At 54.7% G+C, this 14,736-nt stretch carries 14 protein-coding genes; 1 reads left to right on the plus strand and 13 read right to left on the minus strand.

Annotated features, from left to right (window positions below; genetic code table 11):
* Window positions 1–6: 6 nt before the first annotated feature.
* The 5 genes from sucA to sdhC all read right to left on the minus strand — a co-directional run bounded on the left by sucA (window position 7) and on the right by sdhC (window position 6,277).
* On the minus strand, window positions 7–2,814 hold the full coding sequence (gene sucA, locus FY046_RS07790) for a 2-oxoglutarate dehydrogenase E1 component (RefSeq protein WP_446185932.1): 2,808 nt from the start codon (window positions 2,812–2,814) through the stop codon (window positions 7–9).
* A 232-nt stretch (window positions 2,815–3,046) separates the two neighbouring features.
* A complete protein-coding gene (locus FY046_RS07795) occupies window positions 3,047–3,763 on the minus strand; it encodes a succinate dehydrogenase iron-sulfur subunit (protein WP_133845510.1) in 717 nt (238 codons plus the stop codon).
* A gap of 17 nt (window positions 3,764–3,780) precedes the next feature.
* Entirely contained in the window at window positions 3,781–5,547 is a 1,767-nt protein-coding gene (gene sdhA / locus FY046_RS07800; RefSeq protein ID WP_133845512.1) for a succinate dehydrogenase flavoprotein subunit, read from the minus strand.
* Window positions 5,547–5,894: a succinate dehydrogenase membrane anchor subunit gene (gene sdhD, locus FY046_RS07805; protein ID WP_133845514.1), complete on the minus strand. Its 348-nt coding sequence runs from the start codon at window positions 5,892–5,894 to the stop codon at window positions 5,547–5,549. Before sdhD ends, sdhA begins: the two co-directional genes overlap by 1 nt.
* On the minus strand, window positions 5,888–6,277 hold the full coding sequence (gene sdhC / locus FY046_RS07810) for a succinate dehydrogenase cytochrome b556 subunit (protein ID WP_133845516.1): 390 nt from the start codon (window positions 6,275–6,277) through the stop codon (window positions 5,888–5,890). The genes sdhD and sdhC overlap by 7 nt, the downstream gene beginning before the upstream one ends.
* A 633-nt stretch (window positions 6,278–6,910) precedes the next feature.
* Here sdhC and FY046_RS07815 point away from each other — a divergent pair.
* Complete coding sequence (locus FY046_RS07815) at window positions 6,911–8,194, plus strand: citrate synthase (RefSeq protein WP_133845518.1); 1,284 nt, start codon at window positions 6,911–6,913, stop codon at window positions 8,192–8,194.
* 69 nt (window positions 8,195–8,263) lie between these two features.
* Here the strand turns inward: FY046_RS07815 and nei are convergent, their stop codons facing one another.
* The 8 genes from nei to FY046_RS07855 all read right to left on the minus strand — a co-directional run bounded on the left by nei (window position 8,264) and on the right by FY046_RS07855 (window position 14,735).
* Window positions 8,264–9,055: an endonuclease VIII gene (nei, locus tag FY046_RS07820; RefSeq protein ID WP_133845520.1), complete on the minus strand. Its 792-nt coding sequence runs from the start codon at window positions 9,053–9,055 to the stop codon at window positions 8,264–8,266.
* Between the two features lie 16 nt (window positions 9,056–9,071).
* Entirely contained in the window at window positions 9,072–9,713 is a 642-nt protein-coding gene (gene pcp, locus FY046_RS07825; protein ID WP_159337431.1) for a pyroglutamyl-peptidase I, read from the minus strand.
* A gap of 7 nt (window positions 9,714–9,720) precedes the next feature.
* Window positions 9,721–10,710, minus strand: coding sequence for a DUF979 domain-containing protein (locus FY046_RS07830; protein WP_159337432.1), 990 nt, complete (start codon window positions 10,708–10,710; stop codon window positions 9,721–9,723).
* A complete protein-coding gene (locus FY046_RS07835) occupies window positions 10,710–11,438 on the minus strand; it encodes a DUF969 domain-containing protein (protein ID WP_133845526.1) in 729 nt (242 codons plus the stop codon). Before FY046_RS07835 ends, FY046_RS07830 begins: the two co-directional genes overlap by 1 nt.
* Before the next feature lie 64 nt (window positions 11,439–11,502).
* A complete protein-coding gene (gene pxpA / locus FY046_RS07840) occupies window positions 11,503–12,240 on the minus strand; it encodes a 5-oxoprolinase subunit PxpA (protein WP_133845528.1) in 738 nt (245 codons plus the stop codon).
* Entirely contained in the window at window positions 12,224–13,162 is a 939-nt protein-coding gene (gene pxpC / locus FY046_RS07845) for a 5-oxoprolinase subunit PxpC (protein ID WP_133845530.1), read from the minus strand. Before pxpC ends, pxpA begins: the two co-directional genes overlap by 17 nt.
* Window positions 13,156–13,812, minus strand: a complete 657-nt coding sequence (gene pxpB / locus FY046_RS07850) for a 5-oxoprolinase subunit PxpB (RefSeq protein WP_171148736.1) — start codon at window positions 13,810–13,812, stop codon at window positions 13,156–13,158. Before pxpB ends, pxpC begins: the two co-directional genes overlap by 7 nt.
* Window positions 13,813–13,991: 179 nt before the next feature.
* The gene (locus FY046_RS07855) at window positions 13,992–14,735 is read right to left on the minus strand and encodes a type 2 GTP cyclohydrolase I (protein WP_167864133.1); all 744 of its coding nucleotides are present in this window, start codon (window positions 14,733–14,735) and stop codon (window positions 13,992–13,994) included.
* Window position 14,736: the final 1 nt, after the last annotated feature.

A 14,736-nucleotide genomic window follows, 5' to 3' on the forward strand; every position in this document is an offset into this window, starting at 1 on the left:
CCTTAATTATTCAACGTTCAGCGCGTCATTAACCAGATCTTGCTGCTGCTGCTGGTGAACGGACATATAGCCAACTGCCGGAGATGCAGATGCAGGGCGACCGGCATAACGTAATGAAGCCCCAAACGGCACGACTTCGCGGAAGTGATGCTGGCTGCAATACCAGGCACCCTGGTTCAGTGGTTCTTCCTGACACCAGACAAAATCATGCACATGAGAATACTGCTGCAACACATCCTGCACCGCTTTGTGCGGGAACGGATAAAGCTGCTCAATACGCACGATAGCAACGTCGGCTTGCTCATTCTTACGACGTTTATCCAGCAGGTCGTAATACACCTTACCGGAACACAGCACGACACGTTTGACGCCTTTAGGGTCGAGATCGTCGATTTCACCAATGGCAGGCAGGAACGCACCGCTGGCCAACTCTTCCAGTGAAGATACCGCCTGCGGATGACGTAACAATGACTTCGGTGACATCACCACCAGCGGACGGCGCATACCGCGCAGCGCCTGACGACGCAGCATGTGGTAAACCTGCGCAGGTGTAGACGGCACGCAAACCTGCATGTTCTGCTCTGCACAAAGTTGCAGGTAACGCTCCAGGCGCGCAGAGGAGTGCTCAGGGCCCTGACCTTCATAGCCATGTGGCAGAAGCATCACCAGGCCACACATACGGCCCCACTTCTGCTCGCCGGAGCTGATGAACTGGTCAATCACGACCTGCGCCCCGTTAGCGAAGTCACCGAACTGTGCTTCCCAGATGGTCAGGGTCCGCGGTTCTGCGGTGGCGTAGCCATATTCAAACGCCAGCACGGCTTCTTCTGACAGCACGGAGTCCCATACTTTGAAGATGCCCTGCCCGTTATGCACATGCTGTAACGGAGTGTAGGTCGACCCATTCGCCTGGTTATGGATAACCGCATGACGATGGAAGAACGTACCGCGCCCCATATCCTCGCCGGAAAGACGGCATGGAATGCCTTCATCCACCAGCGTGGCGTACGCGAGGTTTTCTGCTGCGCCCCAGTCGAACGGCTTATTTCCGGCCGCCATTTCAGCGCGATCGTTGTAAATCTTCGCCACACGGGACTGCATTTCGACAGATTCCGGTACCGTGCTGATGCGTTTCGCCAGTGCCTGCAAACGCTTCAGTTCGATAGATTCCGGGTAGCCTTCATCCCAGTCATGGTTCAGATACGGCGACCAGGTGAAAGAGTGGAGGCTCATTGGGCGCCATTCCGGTACCACGCACTCACCTGCATCCAGTGCATCACGGTACAGGTTGACCATTTCCGTGGCATCTTCCAGGCTGGCGACCTTTTCGGCTTCCAACTTGTCAGCATAGAGTTTACGCGGCGTCGGGTGTTTCTTGATTTTCTGGTACATCACAGGCTGCGTGGCGCTTGGCTCATCAGCTTCGTTATGACCATGACGGCGATAACAGACCAGATCAATAAACACGTCGCGTTTAAAGGTGTTACGGAAATCCAACGCCAGACGGGTGACAAAGGCAACCGCTTCCGGGTCATCCGCGTTGACGTGGAAGATCGGGGCCAGCACCATTTTACCAATATCGGTACAGTACTGAGTTGAACGTGCATCTTTAGGGTTTGAGGTGGTGAAACCAATCTGGTTGTTGATCACGATACGTACTGTACCGCCCACTTCGTAACCCCGGGCCTGCGACATGTTCAGGGTTTCCTGCACCACGCCCTGCCCGATAACGGCAGCATCACCGTGAATAGTGATAGGTAAGACTTTGTTGCTGGCAGGTTCATCAAGACGGTCAAGACGGGCGCGGACAGATCCCATGACCACCGGGCTGACAATCTCGAGATGTGATGGGTTAAACGCCAGCGCCAGGTGAACCATGCCGCCTTCAGTTTCCACATCCGATGAGAAGCCCATATGGTACTTCACGTCACCCGTGCCAAGATGCTCTTTATGCTTACCAGAGAATTCGTCGAACAGGTCCTGTGGCTTTTTGCCCAGCACGTTGATCAGCACGTTCAGACGGCCGCGGTGTGCCATACCCAGCACCACTTCGCGCGTACCGCTCTTACCGGCATGACGAATCATCTCATTCAGCATCGGCACCAGCGCGTCACCGCCTTCCAGTGAGAAGCGTTTAGCACCCGGGAATTTCGCGCCCAGATAGCGCTCCAGACCTTCTGCTGCAGTCAGCTGCTTGAGGAAGCCCTTTTTCTCTTCAACAGAGTAAGATGCCTGCCCCACCACCGATTCCAGACGCTGTTGGATCCAGCGTTTTTCTTCGGTGTTGGTCATGTGCATATATTCCGCACCGATCGAACCGCAATAGGTTTGCTGCAGCGCCGCAAACAGATCCGCCAGCTTCAGTGTCTCTTTACCAATGGCAAAGGAACCGACATTGAAACTTTCCTGGAAATCGGCTTCGCTCAGACCATGGTAGGCTGGGTCGAGATCCGGTACAGCTTCCTGCTTCCACAGGCCTAACGGGTCGAGGTTTGCTTGCTGATGTCCGCGGAAACGGAAGGCGTTGATCAGTTGCAGTACCTTAACCTGTTTAGCATTGGTTTCAGGATCGCTGACGGAGGCGGTATAGCGCGAAGCATCTTTCGCCAGACGGCGGAAATACTCGCGGGTGGTGGAGTGAAATTGCTCAGGTCTAACCCCAGTTCCAGGAAGCTGCTGGAAAAGAGACTTCCAGGCCACATCGACAGAGTCAGGATCGGTTAAAAAGTCCTCATAGAGCTGCTCTATGTAGGACTGGTTCGCGCCGGCCAGCCAGGAGGAGTCCAGCCAGGGTTTCATCGCGCTGTTCTGCATTGTGATCCCTTAAGCATATTTGTGCTTTTTTTTTCGCCGTGGTTGGTTAATGGAACCTTTGCAAGTCCCGCGCCGCGTTAACGGCTTACCGTGGTACGGTTCTTCGATACGAGCGACCGGCCCGTAAGGGAACCTTTGCAAAGGGTTTCCGGCAACTTCACTCTGCCGAAAACACCTTACAAAGATGACCTGGTAAAACACCGGGAACCCGCAGGCTCCCGGTACGTCAGTGTTAAGCGCCCCGCTGCAACAGCATCGACTTAATATGGCCGATGGCACGCGTTGGGTTTAGCCCTTTAGGACATACGCTCACACAGTTCATGATACTGTGACAGCGGAATACACTGAAAGCATCGTTCAGATTATCAAGACGCGCATCGGTTTCGGTGTCACGGCTATCAATCAGGAAACGGTATGCCGCCAGCAAACCTGCCGGACCGATAAATTTGTCCGGGTTCCACCAGAATGACGGGCATGAGGTCGAGCAACAGGCGCAAAGAATACATTCGTACAGACCATCCAGTTTTTCACGCTGTTCCGGCTCCTGAAGATGTTCCCTTGCTGGTGGTTTTTGCCCATTATTCAACAGGTAAGGCTTAATCTTCTCATACTGAGCATAGAATTGCCCCATGTCCACCACCAAATCGCGGATCACCGGTAAACCGGGCAGCGGGCGGATCACAATTTTCTGTTTACCATTACCCAGCGCAGAAACGGGGGTAATGCAGGCAAGGCCATTTTTACCGTTCATATTGAGACCGTCAGAGCCACACACCCCTTCACGGCACGAGCGGCGAAACGCTAACGTCGGGTCTTTCTCTTTCAGACGCATCAGCGCGTCCAGCAACATCATGTCACGGCCGTCTTCTGACTCCAGCGTGTATTCCTGCATACGCGGAGCATCATCGACATCCGGATTGTAACGATAGATGGAAAATTCGAGTCTCATGGTGTTATCTCCGCAAACTAGTATGTACGTGCTTTCGGCGGGAAGGCCGCACGCAGTTTCGGCTGCATGTTCACTTCACGGCGCGTCATGCTTTCAGTCAGCGGCAGATACACGCTGTGACATAACCAGTTTGCATCGTCACGTTCAGGATAGTCGAAGCGGCTATGTGCCCCACGGCTTTCCGTACGATAGTTGGCTGACACCGCTGTGGCGTAGGCCGTCTCCATCAGGTTATCCAGCTCCAGGCACTCAACACGCTGGGTGTTGAAATCGCTGGAACGGTCATCCAGACGGGCATTCTTCAGACGCTCGCGCAACACTTTCAACTCTTCCAGACCCCGCGCCATCGCATCACCTTCACGGAAGACCGAGAAGTTATTCTGCATACAGGCCTGCAACGCTTTACGCAGATCTGCCGGATCTTCACCCGTGACGTTGTTATTCCAGCGGTTCAGTCGGGCCAGAGAAGCGTCAATTTCTTCTTCCGTGGCTTCGCGCAGCTCACCCTGCTCGGCAATGGATTCCTGCAGATGCACACCAGCAGCACGGCCAAACACCACCAGATCGAGCAGCGAGTTGCCGCCAAGACGGTTAGCCCCGTGGACGGATACGCAGGCAATTTCACCCACCGCAAACAGGCCCGGAACCAGAACATCTTCACCTTTCTCGTTCACCGTCAGTGCCTGACCGCTCACACGCGTTGGAATCCCCCCCATCATATAGTGGCAGGTTGGGATGACCGGGATCGGTTCTTTCACCGGATCAACGTGCGCAAAGGTCCGCGACAGCTCAAGGATGCCCGGCAAACGCGCTTCCAGCACCTCTTTACCCAGGTGGTCCAGCTTCAGCTTAGCGTGTGGACCCCACGGACCGTCACAGCCACGACCTTCACGGATTTCGATCATGATAGAACGTGCTACCACGTCACGACCCGCCAGGTCTTTCGCATTTGGCGCGTAACGCTCCATAAAGCGTTCGCCGTGTTTATTCAGCAGATATCCGCCTTCACCACGGCAACCTTCGGTCACCAGCACGCCCGCACCCGCAATACCGGTCGGGTGGAACTGCCACATTTCCATATCCTGCACTGGTACACCGGCACGCAATGCCATACCGACGCCGTCACCGGTGTTGATATGCGCATTGGTTGTAGACTGGTAAATACGTCCGGCACCGCCGGTCGCCAGCACGGTGGCACGCGCTTTGAAGTACACCACTTCACCATCTTCAATGTTCAGCGCAGTACAGCCGACAATCGCGCCATCGGCGTTTTTCACCAGATCCAACGCATACCATTCGGAAAAGATAGTGGTGTGGTTTTTTAGGTTCTGCTGATACAGCGTATGCAACAATGCGTGGCCGGTACGGTCAGCGGCTGCAGCCGTTCGTGCCGCCTGCTCACCGCCGAAGTTTTTCGACTGGCCACCAAACGGACGCTGATAAATACGACCATCATCCAGACGGGAGAATGGCAGGCCCATATGTTCCAGCTCAAGAATCGCTTCCGGACCGGTTTTACACATATATTCAATCGCGTCCTGGTCACCGATATAGTCGGAACCTTTGACCGTGTCATACATGTGCCATTCCCAGTTGTCTTCATGGGTATTACCCAGCGCAACGGTAATACCGCCTTGCGCAGAAACGGTATGAGAACGGGTTGGGAAAACTTTGGACAACAGGGCACAAGTCTGGCCCGATTGGGAAATCTGTAAGGCGGCGCGCATACCTGCACCGCCTGCGCCGATAACCACGGCATCAAATTCTCTGACTGGCAAACTCATCACGCACCCCACACAACAACGGTTCCATAAATTGCATACACCAACAGGGCTACCACAATCACCAGTTGCAGCATCATGCGCAGCGCCAGTGGTTTAATGTAGTCAGTCAGTACCTGCCACATCCCAATCCAGCCATGCACCAGAATGGAGAACAGCGTCAGAAGGGTGAAGACTTTCGTGAAGTTTGAGGCAAAAAAACCACGCCAGATGTCATAGGTCAGGGTCCCTGACATCACGATAAAGCCGAGGATATACAGCACATAGAGGGTCATAACCATGGCGGCAGCACGCAGCAGCAACCAGTCATGAATGCCGTTGCGACCCAGTGCAGAAGCATTGCTTACCATACGAGGACTCCAGCCAGGATTGAGAGCACGACAGTGATACCGAATGCAATTTGCGCGGAAAACTTACCCGTTTCTAAGGTTTCACCGAGGAAACCAAAGTCCATCATCATATGGCGAATGCCGCCAGCGATATGGTACGCCAGTGCGGTTAAGATGCCCCACATGATGAATTTGGCAATAAAGCTATCCATGACGGCAGAAGCCTGAAGGAAGCCTTCGGGAGAAGAGAGAGACAGACCCAGTAACCAGAGCAGAATCCCGATCGACACAAAGGTGATCACGCCGGACACGCGGTGGAGAATGGACGCAATTGCGGTTAAGGGAAACCGGATCGTAGTGAGATCCAAGTTGACAGGTCTTTGTTTTTTCACGGTTTTGCCCACACAGCTTTTCTTATTTTGCTTCCTCCGGTCCTGAAGGGGGGTCAGACAGCGTTATCTAAGTTGACCATTCGCGCCAGGCACCAAAACTACAACGTCCAGTGTCAAAAACGACGCGTATGAAACGCTGGGTGGCTCCTACTGCAGGGGAAATCCGGAGACCTGGCGGCAGTATAGGTGGATCACATTCTCATTACAATTCCCCTACAAACTCTTTGGGAACATTTCAGCGGAACAGTGATCACTCTCACGGTTTTCATAATTGATACAATTTTAATTATCTGATTTGACAAAAGTTCAACATTCTTGTTACAAACGGACGAATAAAAGTTCTATGATGCACAAAAGTTATGGGGATACACTTTCCCCTAAGCACAAGTTATGTAACATTGGTTGGGATTACCCATAAAGCATCAGGTTTTGACGACAACGTAAGTCATTACCAAACCGGGTCTTTATACAACCATGCTACGCATCAGTAATATGTCATCCCGGCCAGCACGCGCCCGTCACTCTGTACCCTGCACGCAAAAAGATGCCACAGAGATGATGACCTTCTGCGCCAGACACAAGGCTGGGGAATATGACTTTCCTGGTGATAAAGATCCCTAAAATACGGCGCTAAGGAGACTGTAAATGGCTGATAAAAAAGCAACACTAACCCTGGATGGCGAAGATCCTATCGTGCTCGATGTACTGAAAGGTACGTTGGGTCAGGAAGAAATCGATGTCCGGAATCTGGGTTCCAAAGGGTATTTCACCTTTGACCCCGGCTTTACTTCTACTGCATCCTGCGAATCTAAAATTACCTATATCGACGGTGATGAAGGCATTCTGCTGCACCGTGGTTTCCCGATTGACCAGTTAGCGCTGCACTCAAACTACCTGGAAGTGTGTTACATCCTGCTGAATGGTGAACCACCAACCGAGAAAGAGTTTGAAGAATTCAAACTCACTGTGACGCGCCATACAATGCTGCATGAGCAGATTCACCATCTGTTCCGTGGCTTCCGCCGTGACTCACATCCGATGGCAGTCATGTGTGGTGTTACCGGTGCGCTGGCGGCATTTTATCATGATGCTATGGACGTCAACATTGAGCGCCATCGTGAAATCGCTGCGTTCCGTCTGCTGTCTAAAATGCCAACTATGGCGGCAATGTGTTACAAATATTCCATCGGTCAGCCGTTTGCCTATCCGCGCAACGACTTGTCCTATGCCGGCAACTTCCTGCACATGATGTTTTCTACGCCGTGTGAAGAATATGTGGTGAACCCGGTGCTGGAACGCGCCATGGACCGCATTCTGATCCTGCACGCCGATCATGAGCAGAACGCATCAACCTCTACCGTGCGTACCGCCGGTTCGTCTGGCGCCAACCCGTTTGCCTGTATCGCTGCAGGTATCGCCTCCCTTTGGGGACCGGCGCACGGTGGTGCCAATGAAGCCTGTCTGCGCATGCTGGAAGAGATCAGCACCGTTGAGCACATTCCTGAGTTCCTGCGCCGCGCGAAAGACAAAAACGATTCGTTCCGTCTGATGGGCTTCGGCCACCGCGTTTACAAGAACTACGATCCGCGTGCCACCGTGATGCGTGAAACCTGCCATGAAGTGTTGAAAGAGCTGGGCATGAAAGATGACCTGCTGGAAGTGGCGATGGAGCTGGAACACATTGCGCTGAACGACCCGTACTTCATTGAGCGTAAACTCTATCCAAACGTCGACTTCTATTCAGGCATCATTCTGAAAGCAATGGGCATTCCGTCTTCCATGTTTACGGTTATCTTTGCGATGGCACGTACCGTGGGCTGGATTGCACACTGGAAAGAAATGCATGACGATGGTGTAAAAATCGCCCGTCCACGCCAGTTGTACACTGGCTACGATCAGCGTGATTTCTCGTCAAACATCAAGAAATAATCTTCCGGGTCGGGCATGCCCGACTCCTGCAGATATGACCCGTTGGGGCGAGGCATGCCTCGCCCTGATTTATTTCTGGCATCCCGCACACCAGTAAAACGGCCGCGATGACAGCATCGTACGCTCAATCATCCCGCCACAGCGCTCACACGCCTGCCCTGCCCGGTGAAATACCTTAAAACGAAACAATGCACCATGATGATGGTTCTCATCCACCTGTCCGCGAGTCTGATAAGAGAGACGCGGTACTGCCAGTAATGCGGCGACCAGCGCATCAAGCTGGGCTTTGTTTAACGATTCTGCTTTATGGTGTGCGGCCAACTGCGCCTGCCAGAGTATCTCCACGCGCAGATAATTACCCAGCCCGGCCAGGAAAGCCTGATCCAGCAGCAGGCCGCTAAACTGACGGCGGCGAAAACGCGGCGATAACAGCCGCTCACGCACCGTCTCTTCAGTCAGCGACATATCAAGGACATCCGGTCCGATCTTTAACAGGAAGGGATGACTGGCCACCCCGTCAGCATCCAGCAGCGCAATCTCCGATGCGCTGAACAGCAGCAGCGTCTTGTCTGCCGCGGCCAGACGAACACGCAGAATGCGTTTTCCTTCCGGTAGACTGCCGGTTTTCACCACCCGCCAGACGCCGTACAACTGATTATGGCTGTACAACGTCAGGCCATTTGAAAAATGGGTCAACAAGGCTTTCCCACGGGTTTCTATTGAGACAACACGTTCGCCGATCAGCGCCTGCTGATACGTTTGCAATGCCGGATATGCGAACCAGACATCGGTTAACACCTTACCTTGTATTGCCTTTTCCAGTTGATCCGCCGCTCGGCGGATTTCCGGGCCCTCAGGCATAGATCCTCACTCTGAATTAATGGGTTGCGCCGCCTTCGAGGCGGATATCGTCTTCAACCGTCAAGGCAATACTGATCGCCATTTCCAGCGCCAGCACCACCGAGGCCTGCGACATGCTGGGTGTTCCCGGGCGCTCAATCGCCTGCTCGGGCGAACAGGGCACATGAATCAGCCCAGCCCGTGCTTTACGCCGCCGCAGGCGATGCAACAGACCATACATGACATGATTACAGACAAAAGTCCCCGCGGTTTGGGAAACCGATGCAGGGATACCGGCCTCACGAATGCCGGAGACAATTGCTTTAATCGGCAAGGTTGAAAAATAAGCCGCCGGACCCGCGACGATAATGGGTTCATCAATCGGTTGGTTACCCGCATTATCCGCTATGCGCGCATCATCAATATTTATTGCTACCCGTTCAACGCTGATATCCGTACGCCCCCCTGCCAGCGCCACAGCAATCACCAGAACAGGATCCAGCTCGTCAATCGCCTGCTCCAGTACTTCCAGCGAATGGCCAAAAACACAGGGCAGCTGTCTGGCAACCACCTTCACACCGCCGATCATCCGTTCATTTAACTGGCTGGCAGCTTCCCAGGAGGGGTTGATACGCGCGCCTTCAAAAGGCTCAAAACCTGTAATCAGTACCGTTTTCATTTTTTCCTCACAAAAACATCAGGAAATACAACAGGAAGATATTGGCTATTAACAGTAGCACGCCCGTCGGAATCTGCGCCTTGATCACCGCGTTACGGTCAGGCAACTCCAGCAGTCTGGCGGGCACAATATTGAAGTTTGCTGCCATCGGTGTCATCAGCGTGCCGCAGTAACCACAGAACATCCCAATTGCCGCCATGACGGCCGGATTACCATGATGTTGCAGCACCAGAATGGGAATACCGATGCCCGCCGTCACAATCGGGAAAGCCGCAAAGGCATTGCCCATCACCATGGTCAGCAACGCCATACCGCCCGCATACAGCACCACCGCAATAAAGCGATTATCCACGGCGAGGTAACTTTCGGTCAGATGGGAAATTGCCGTTCCCACGCCCGCACTGGTGAACAGCAGCCCTAACGTCGCCAGGATCTGCGGCAAGATAAATGCCCAGCCAATCGAGTCCAGCAGACGCCGGGCCTCCTGTAAGGACTGTGCCGGGGATTCCCGCGTCATCCTCAGTGCCAGCAACCATGCCAGCAGACAGCCAACCGACATCGAGAACAACGTAACCAGTGTGGCATGATTCCCGGCCCCGAAGACCGTCTGTTGCAGACCAGGAATATTGTTGAACATCAGAACCCCAATCACGGTGACCACCGGGATGATCAGTGCAGGCATAAACAGGCGGTTCCCCAGGCGCTCTGCCCGTTCAATACGCTGTTCCGGGGTACGCTGTGAGTAACTGCCGAGCTTAACGCCCCCCAGACCGGCAATCAGCGCCATCACGACAACCCCCACGCCAATACTGATATGCAGAGCACGCGCCCCCACCAGATCCGTGGCCCATTCCCCCACAAAGAACACCAGGCCATACAACGCCCAAAACAACCCGGTCGTCAGTCGGCGGGGATTGGTTTTATCACGCCACGACATCAGCGCCACCACCAGCAGGATGCTGCCCGCCAGCCAGTACAGATAATTTTGCTGGAACATTAGCGTCCCCCCTTCTGTTGCAGCGCACTGGCATTCAGCTTACTCAACTCGTTCGCCAGCGTTTTATCGAGGCGATGCAACCGTACTGCATGAATTAAAAACGCACAAAGCGCGGTAGGGATCCCCCACAGGGCAATATGCAGCGGTTCGGTCTGGATCCCCGCGGACTCCTGCATAAAGTTATGCATAAAGATAATCGCGCCAAAGGCGACAAAAATATCCTCACCAAAGAACAGCCCGACATTATCGGTGGCGGCGGCCATAGCACGAAGCCGGTAGCGCACCGCCGGAGGCAGTTCGCCATAACGGCTCTCAGCGGCACCTTCCGCCATCGGTGCCAGCAGTGGACGCACCATTTGGGGATGTCCGCCGAGGCTGGTCAGCCCCAGCGCTGCGGTAATTTCACGTGCAAACAGATACACAATCATCAATCTGCCCGCCGTGGCGCTTCGAATGCGCGCAATCCATGCCTGGGCACGCTCTTTCAAACCGTTGCGCTCCAACAACCCGATGATTGCCAGAGGAAGTAACAGAATAAACGGTAAATTACGGGTATTAAGGAACCCGGCACCCAGTTTTTCCAGAATATCGGCGATCGGCATCTGTGCCGCCAGACCCGTGATCAGCCCGGCAACCACCACCACAATGACCGGGTTGAACCGTAAGAGAAAACCCACCACGATGGCGGCGATCCCCGCAAGGGGCCAGAGATTAACAGCAGCGTCCATATTGACTCCTGAAACAGAAAAAAACGCCCCAACCGTGGTCAGGGCGTATAATAAGTAATCGGTATTAGCAGCTGGTCACCACAATCTGCTGCTGGCTGAATGCCTGCCGGAGCTGTCGGGCAAAATCCAGTGCGTGTGCGCCATCACCGTGCAGGCACACTGTGTCGGCCTGCACCTTCACCCATTCTCCACTCAGGCTTTGAACCTGCCCTTGTTGAATCATCGCCAGCGTTTGGGTAATCGCCTGCTGGTTGCTGTCCACCAGCGCACCGGGCTGGCCACGAGGAACCAGTGAGCCATCGGTTTGATAACCGCGGTCGGCAAACACTTCCTGCCGGGTGATTAATCCGTGCCGCACGCCTGCGCGAATCAGCTCGCTGTTGGCCAGGCCGACCAGCATCAGTCCGGGATCAACGGCGTTAACCGCTGCGGCAATCGCATCCGCCAGCTGCGGGTCGCAGGCCGCCTGGTTGTAAAGCATCCCGTGCGGTTTAACATGAACCAGCCTGCCCCCTTCACTTTCGGTCAGTGCTTTCAGCGCGCCAACCTGGTAAACCACCTGCGCATACACGGTTTCTGCAGGAAGTTGCATGGCCGTACGGCCGAAATTTTCACGGTCAGGAAAACTGGGATGGGCACCAATGGCGACACCGAACTCCCGTGCCCAGCGAACGGACTGCAACATCGTCTGCGCATCACCCGCATGGAACCCGCAGGCAATATTGGCTGAAGAGACCAGTTGCAACAGCTCGCGGTCACATGCCGCTCCTTCCCCGAGATCGGCATTAAGATCGACGTTCATCTGCTAACCCCCAGGCCATTTGATCCAGTGAGCGCTGCTGCTCATTCTTGGCATGCAGGGCATCGGACAGCGTACAGTGCACAAAATGGATCGGTTCTCCCAGACGCAACTGCGCCAGATGATAAAGATCCGCTTCGATCACGCAGGCAATACGCGGATATCCCCCGGTGGTTTGGGCATCGGCCATCAGCACAATAGGTTGCCCATTAGGTGGCACTTGCACCACGCCAGGCACCAGACCGTGTGAGAGCAGGTCACGGGTAGCATCACGCTGTAATTTCCGCCCCTGTAAACGATATCCCATACGATTACTCTGTGGGTTAAGCCGCCAGGCAGTGCGCCAGAACGCTTCCTGACTGTCTTCACTGAACTCATGATATTCCGGGCCTGGCATGGCACGCACCCGATTGCCCCACAGCAACTGACGCACCCCCGCCGGCTGGTGGAACTGGCGTGTCGGTTCGCCCAGCGGCAAAATATCACCGTCTTCCAGCTTACGTCCGGCAAAACCACCGAAACCGGCTTTCAAATCGGTACTGTCCGATCCCAGCCGCTCATCAACACGGTAACCGCCGCTGACAGCCAGATAGCTGCGCATCCCACGTAATGGCAAACTCAACGTTAAACGCTGGCCTTTTTTCACCTCGGTGCGCCAGCCGGTCCAGACGGCTTTACCATCCAGTTCGGCGTGACAGCCTGCCCCCGCCAGCGCTATCCAGCCATCGCGCTGGAATTCAGCACAAAACTGGCCCAGGGTGATTTCCAGCACCGCACTGTCGCGGGGATTGCCCACCAGCATATTGGCGGTTTGCATCGCCGGATGGTCCAGCACGCCGCCCAGGCTGATACCGTATTTTCGCCAGCCAACACGGCCGCCATCCTGAATGCTGGTGCTCATACCGGCACGAATAATCTTTAACATACCCCCTCCTTTTGCGGCACAAAGCGCACGCGGTCGCCGGGACGCAGCAACACCGGAGGGTGCGTATCCGGGGTAAAAAGTGCCGTTTTAGTGTGGCCAATCAGCTGCCATCCACCCGGTGCTGCCAGCGGATAAACACCGGTCTGGCTGCCACCGATCCCGACCGAACCGGCGGGAACCTGTACACGTGGCTCGGCGCGCCGTGGCGTATGCAACCGCTCATCTAACCCACCGAGGTACGGAAATCCGGGTTGAAAACCGATAAAATAGACCACGTAGTCCACCGAGGCATGGCAGGCCACTACCTCAGACGTACTCATGCCACTGTTGCGGGCAACCTCATTAAGATCCGGGCCTGAATCACCGCCATAGACCACCGGGATTTCTATCAACCGGGATTCCAGCGTCAGTGATTCACTGGCTTCCCACCATTGCTGTAACCACTCAATCGCATCCAGCGCGGTCTGCTGTGGATCGCTGAGCATCACGGTGATGTTGTTCATGCCCGGCACCACTTCGATCACTTCCGGGCGATCCTGCAATCGCTGCGTCAGGCCCCAGATACGTTGCTGGCTGGCGAGCGATATTGGCGGGTCCAGCTCCAGTACGACTGCGCGTTCGCCTAACAGATAACAACGTGCTCGTTGCAAAAGGCGCCTCCTGAAAATAAGAAAAGGGAAAAAACCACTCACTCCAATGGCAAAACAGAATGGCCAGTAAGAAGGTGAGTCTGGTTAATTGCAGATATGACAGACAGTTATGCGGAATTGTTGTAACGGAGTCAACCTTCAGCGCATTCCATCAGAACGCGCTGAACGATTGGAAAGGCTCAGACAGGGTTATGAATGTCGATAAATGTCACGTCCAGGCCGTGCTCGTTTGCCAGCCACTCCCCCAGCGCTTTAATGCCGTCACGTTCGGTCGCATGGTGGCCCGCAGCAAAGAAATGCAGGCCCTGCTCACGTGCGCTATGGATTGTCTGCTCAGACGCTTCACCACTGATAAAAGCATCAACACCGAAAGCAGCGGCCTGATCGATATAGCCCTGACCGCCACCGCTGCACCAGGCCACGCGACGAATAAGCGCGGGTGCATTGTCGCCACAGTGCAGTGGCTCGCGGCCCAGTACCGTCGTGATACGTTGGGCAAACTGTTCCCCACTGACCGGCTCAACCAGTTCACCCCAGGGCAGCAGCAATGCAATTTCACCTTTTACATCAATGCCAAACAGCCTGGCAAGCTGAGCGTTGTTGCCGATTGAAGGGTGTCCGTCCAGTGGCAGGTGCCAGCCAAACAGGTTGATATCGTTAGCCAGCAGCGTTTTCAGGCGCTGACGTTTCATGCCCCTGATAGCTGGCGCTTCGCTTTTCCAGAAATAACCGTGATGCACCAGCACAGCATCGGCCTCCAGACGCACGGCTTCATCGAGCAGCGCCTGACAGGCGGTGACACCGGTAATCACTTTTTTAATCTCGCGGCGTCCCTCAACCTGCAACCCGTTCGGGGCATAGTCTTTGTAATCCGCGCTGTTGAGTAACTGGTTAACCAGCTGTTCGAGTTCAGTATTTAGCATA

This window comes from Erwinia sp. 1181_3 (assembly GCF_052824965.1).

Excerpts from the sequence above, each read along its gene's own strand:
- FY046_RS07795 (WP_133845510.1), bottom strand. The coding sequence starts at position 3,763 with ATGAGACTCGAATTTTCCATCTATCGTTACAATCCGGATGTCGATGAT.
- FY046_RS07835 (WP_133845526.1), bottom strand. The coding sequence starts at position 11,438 with ATGGACGCTGCTGTTAATCTCTGGCCCCTTGCGGGGATCGCCGCCATC.
- sucA (WP_446185932.1), bottom strand. The coding sequence starts at position 2,814 with ATGCAGAACAGCGCGATGAAACCCTGGCTGGACTCCTCCTGGCTGGCC.
- pcp (WP_159337431.1), bottom strand. The coding sequence starts at position 9,713 with ATGAAAACGGTACTGATTACAGGTTTTGAGCCTTTTGAAGGCGCGCGT.
- pxpC (WP_133845530.1), bottom strand. The coding sequence starts at position 13,162 with ATGTTAAAGATTATTCGTGCCGGTATGAGCACCAGCATTCAGGATGGC.
- FY046_RS07855 (WP_167864133.1), bottom strand. The coding sequence starts at position 14,735 with ATGCTAAATACTGAACTCGAACAGCTGGTTAACCAGTTACTCAACAGC.
- sdhA (WP_133845512.1), bottom strand. The coding sequence starts at position 5,547 with ATGAGTTTGCCAGTCAGAGAATTTGATGCCGTGGTTATCGGCGCAGGC.
- pxpA (WP_133845528.1), bottom strand. The coding sequence starts at position 12,240 with ATGAACGTCGATCTTAATGCCGATCTCGGGGAAGGAGCGGCATGTGAC.
- FY046_RS07815 (WP_133845518.1), top strand. The coding sequence starts at position 6,911 with ATGGCTGATAAAAAAGCAACACTAACCCTGGATGGCGAAGATCCTATC.
- sdhD (WP_133845514.1), bottom strand. The coding sequence starts at position 5,894 with ATGGTAAGCAATGCTTCTGCACTGGGTCGCAACGGCATTCATGACTGG.
- FY046_RS07830 (WP_159337432.1), bottom strand. The coding sequence starts at position 10,710 with ATGTTCCAGCAAAATTATCTGTACTGGCTGGCGGGCAGCATCCTGCTG.
- nei (WP_133845520.1), bottom strand. The coding sequence starts at position 9,055 with ATGCCTGAGGGCCCGGAAATCCGCCGAGCGGCGGATCAACTGGAAAAG.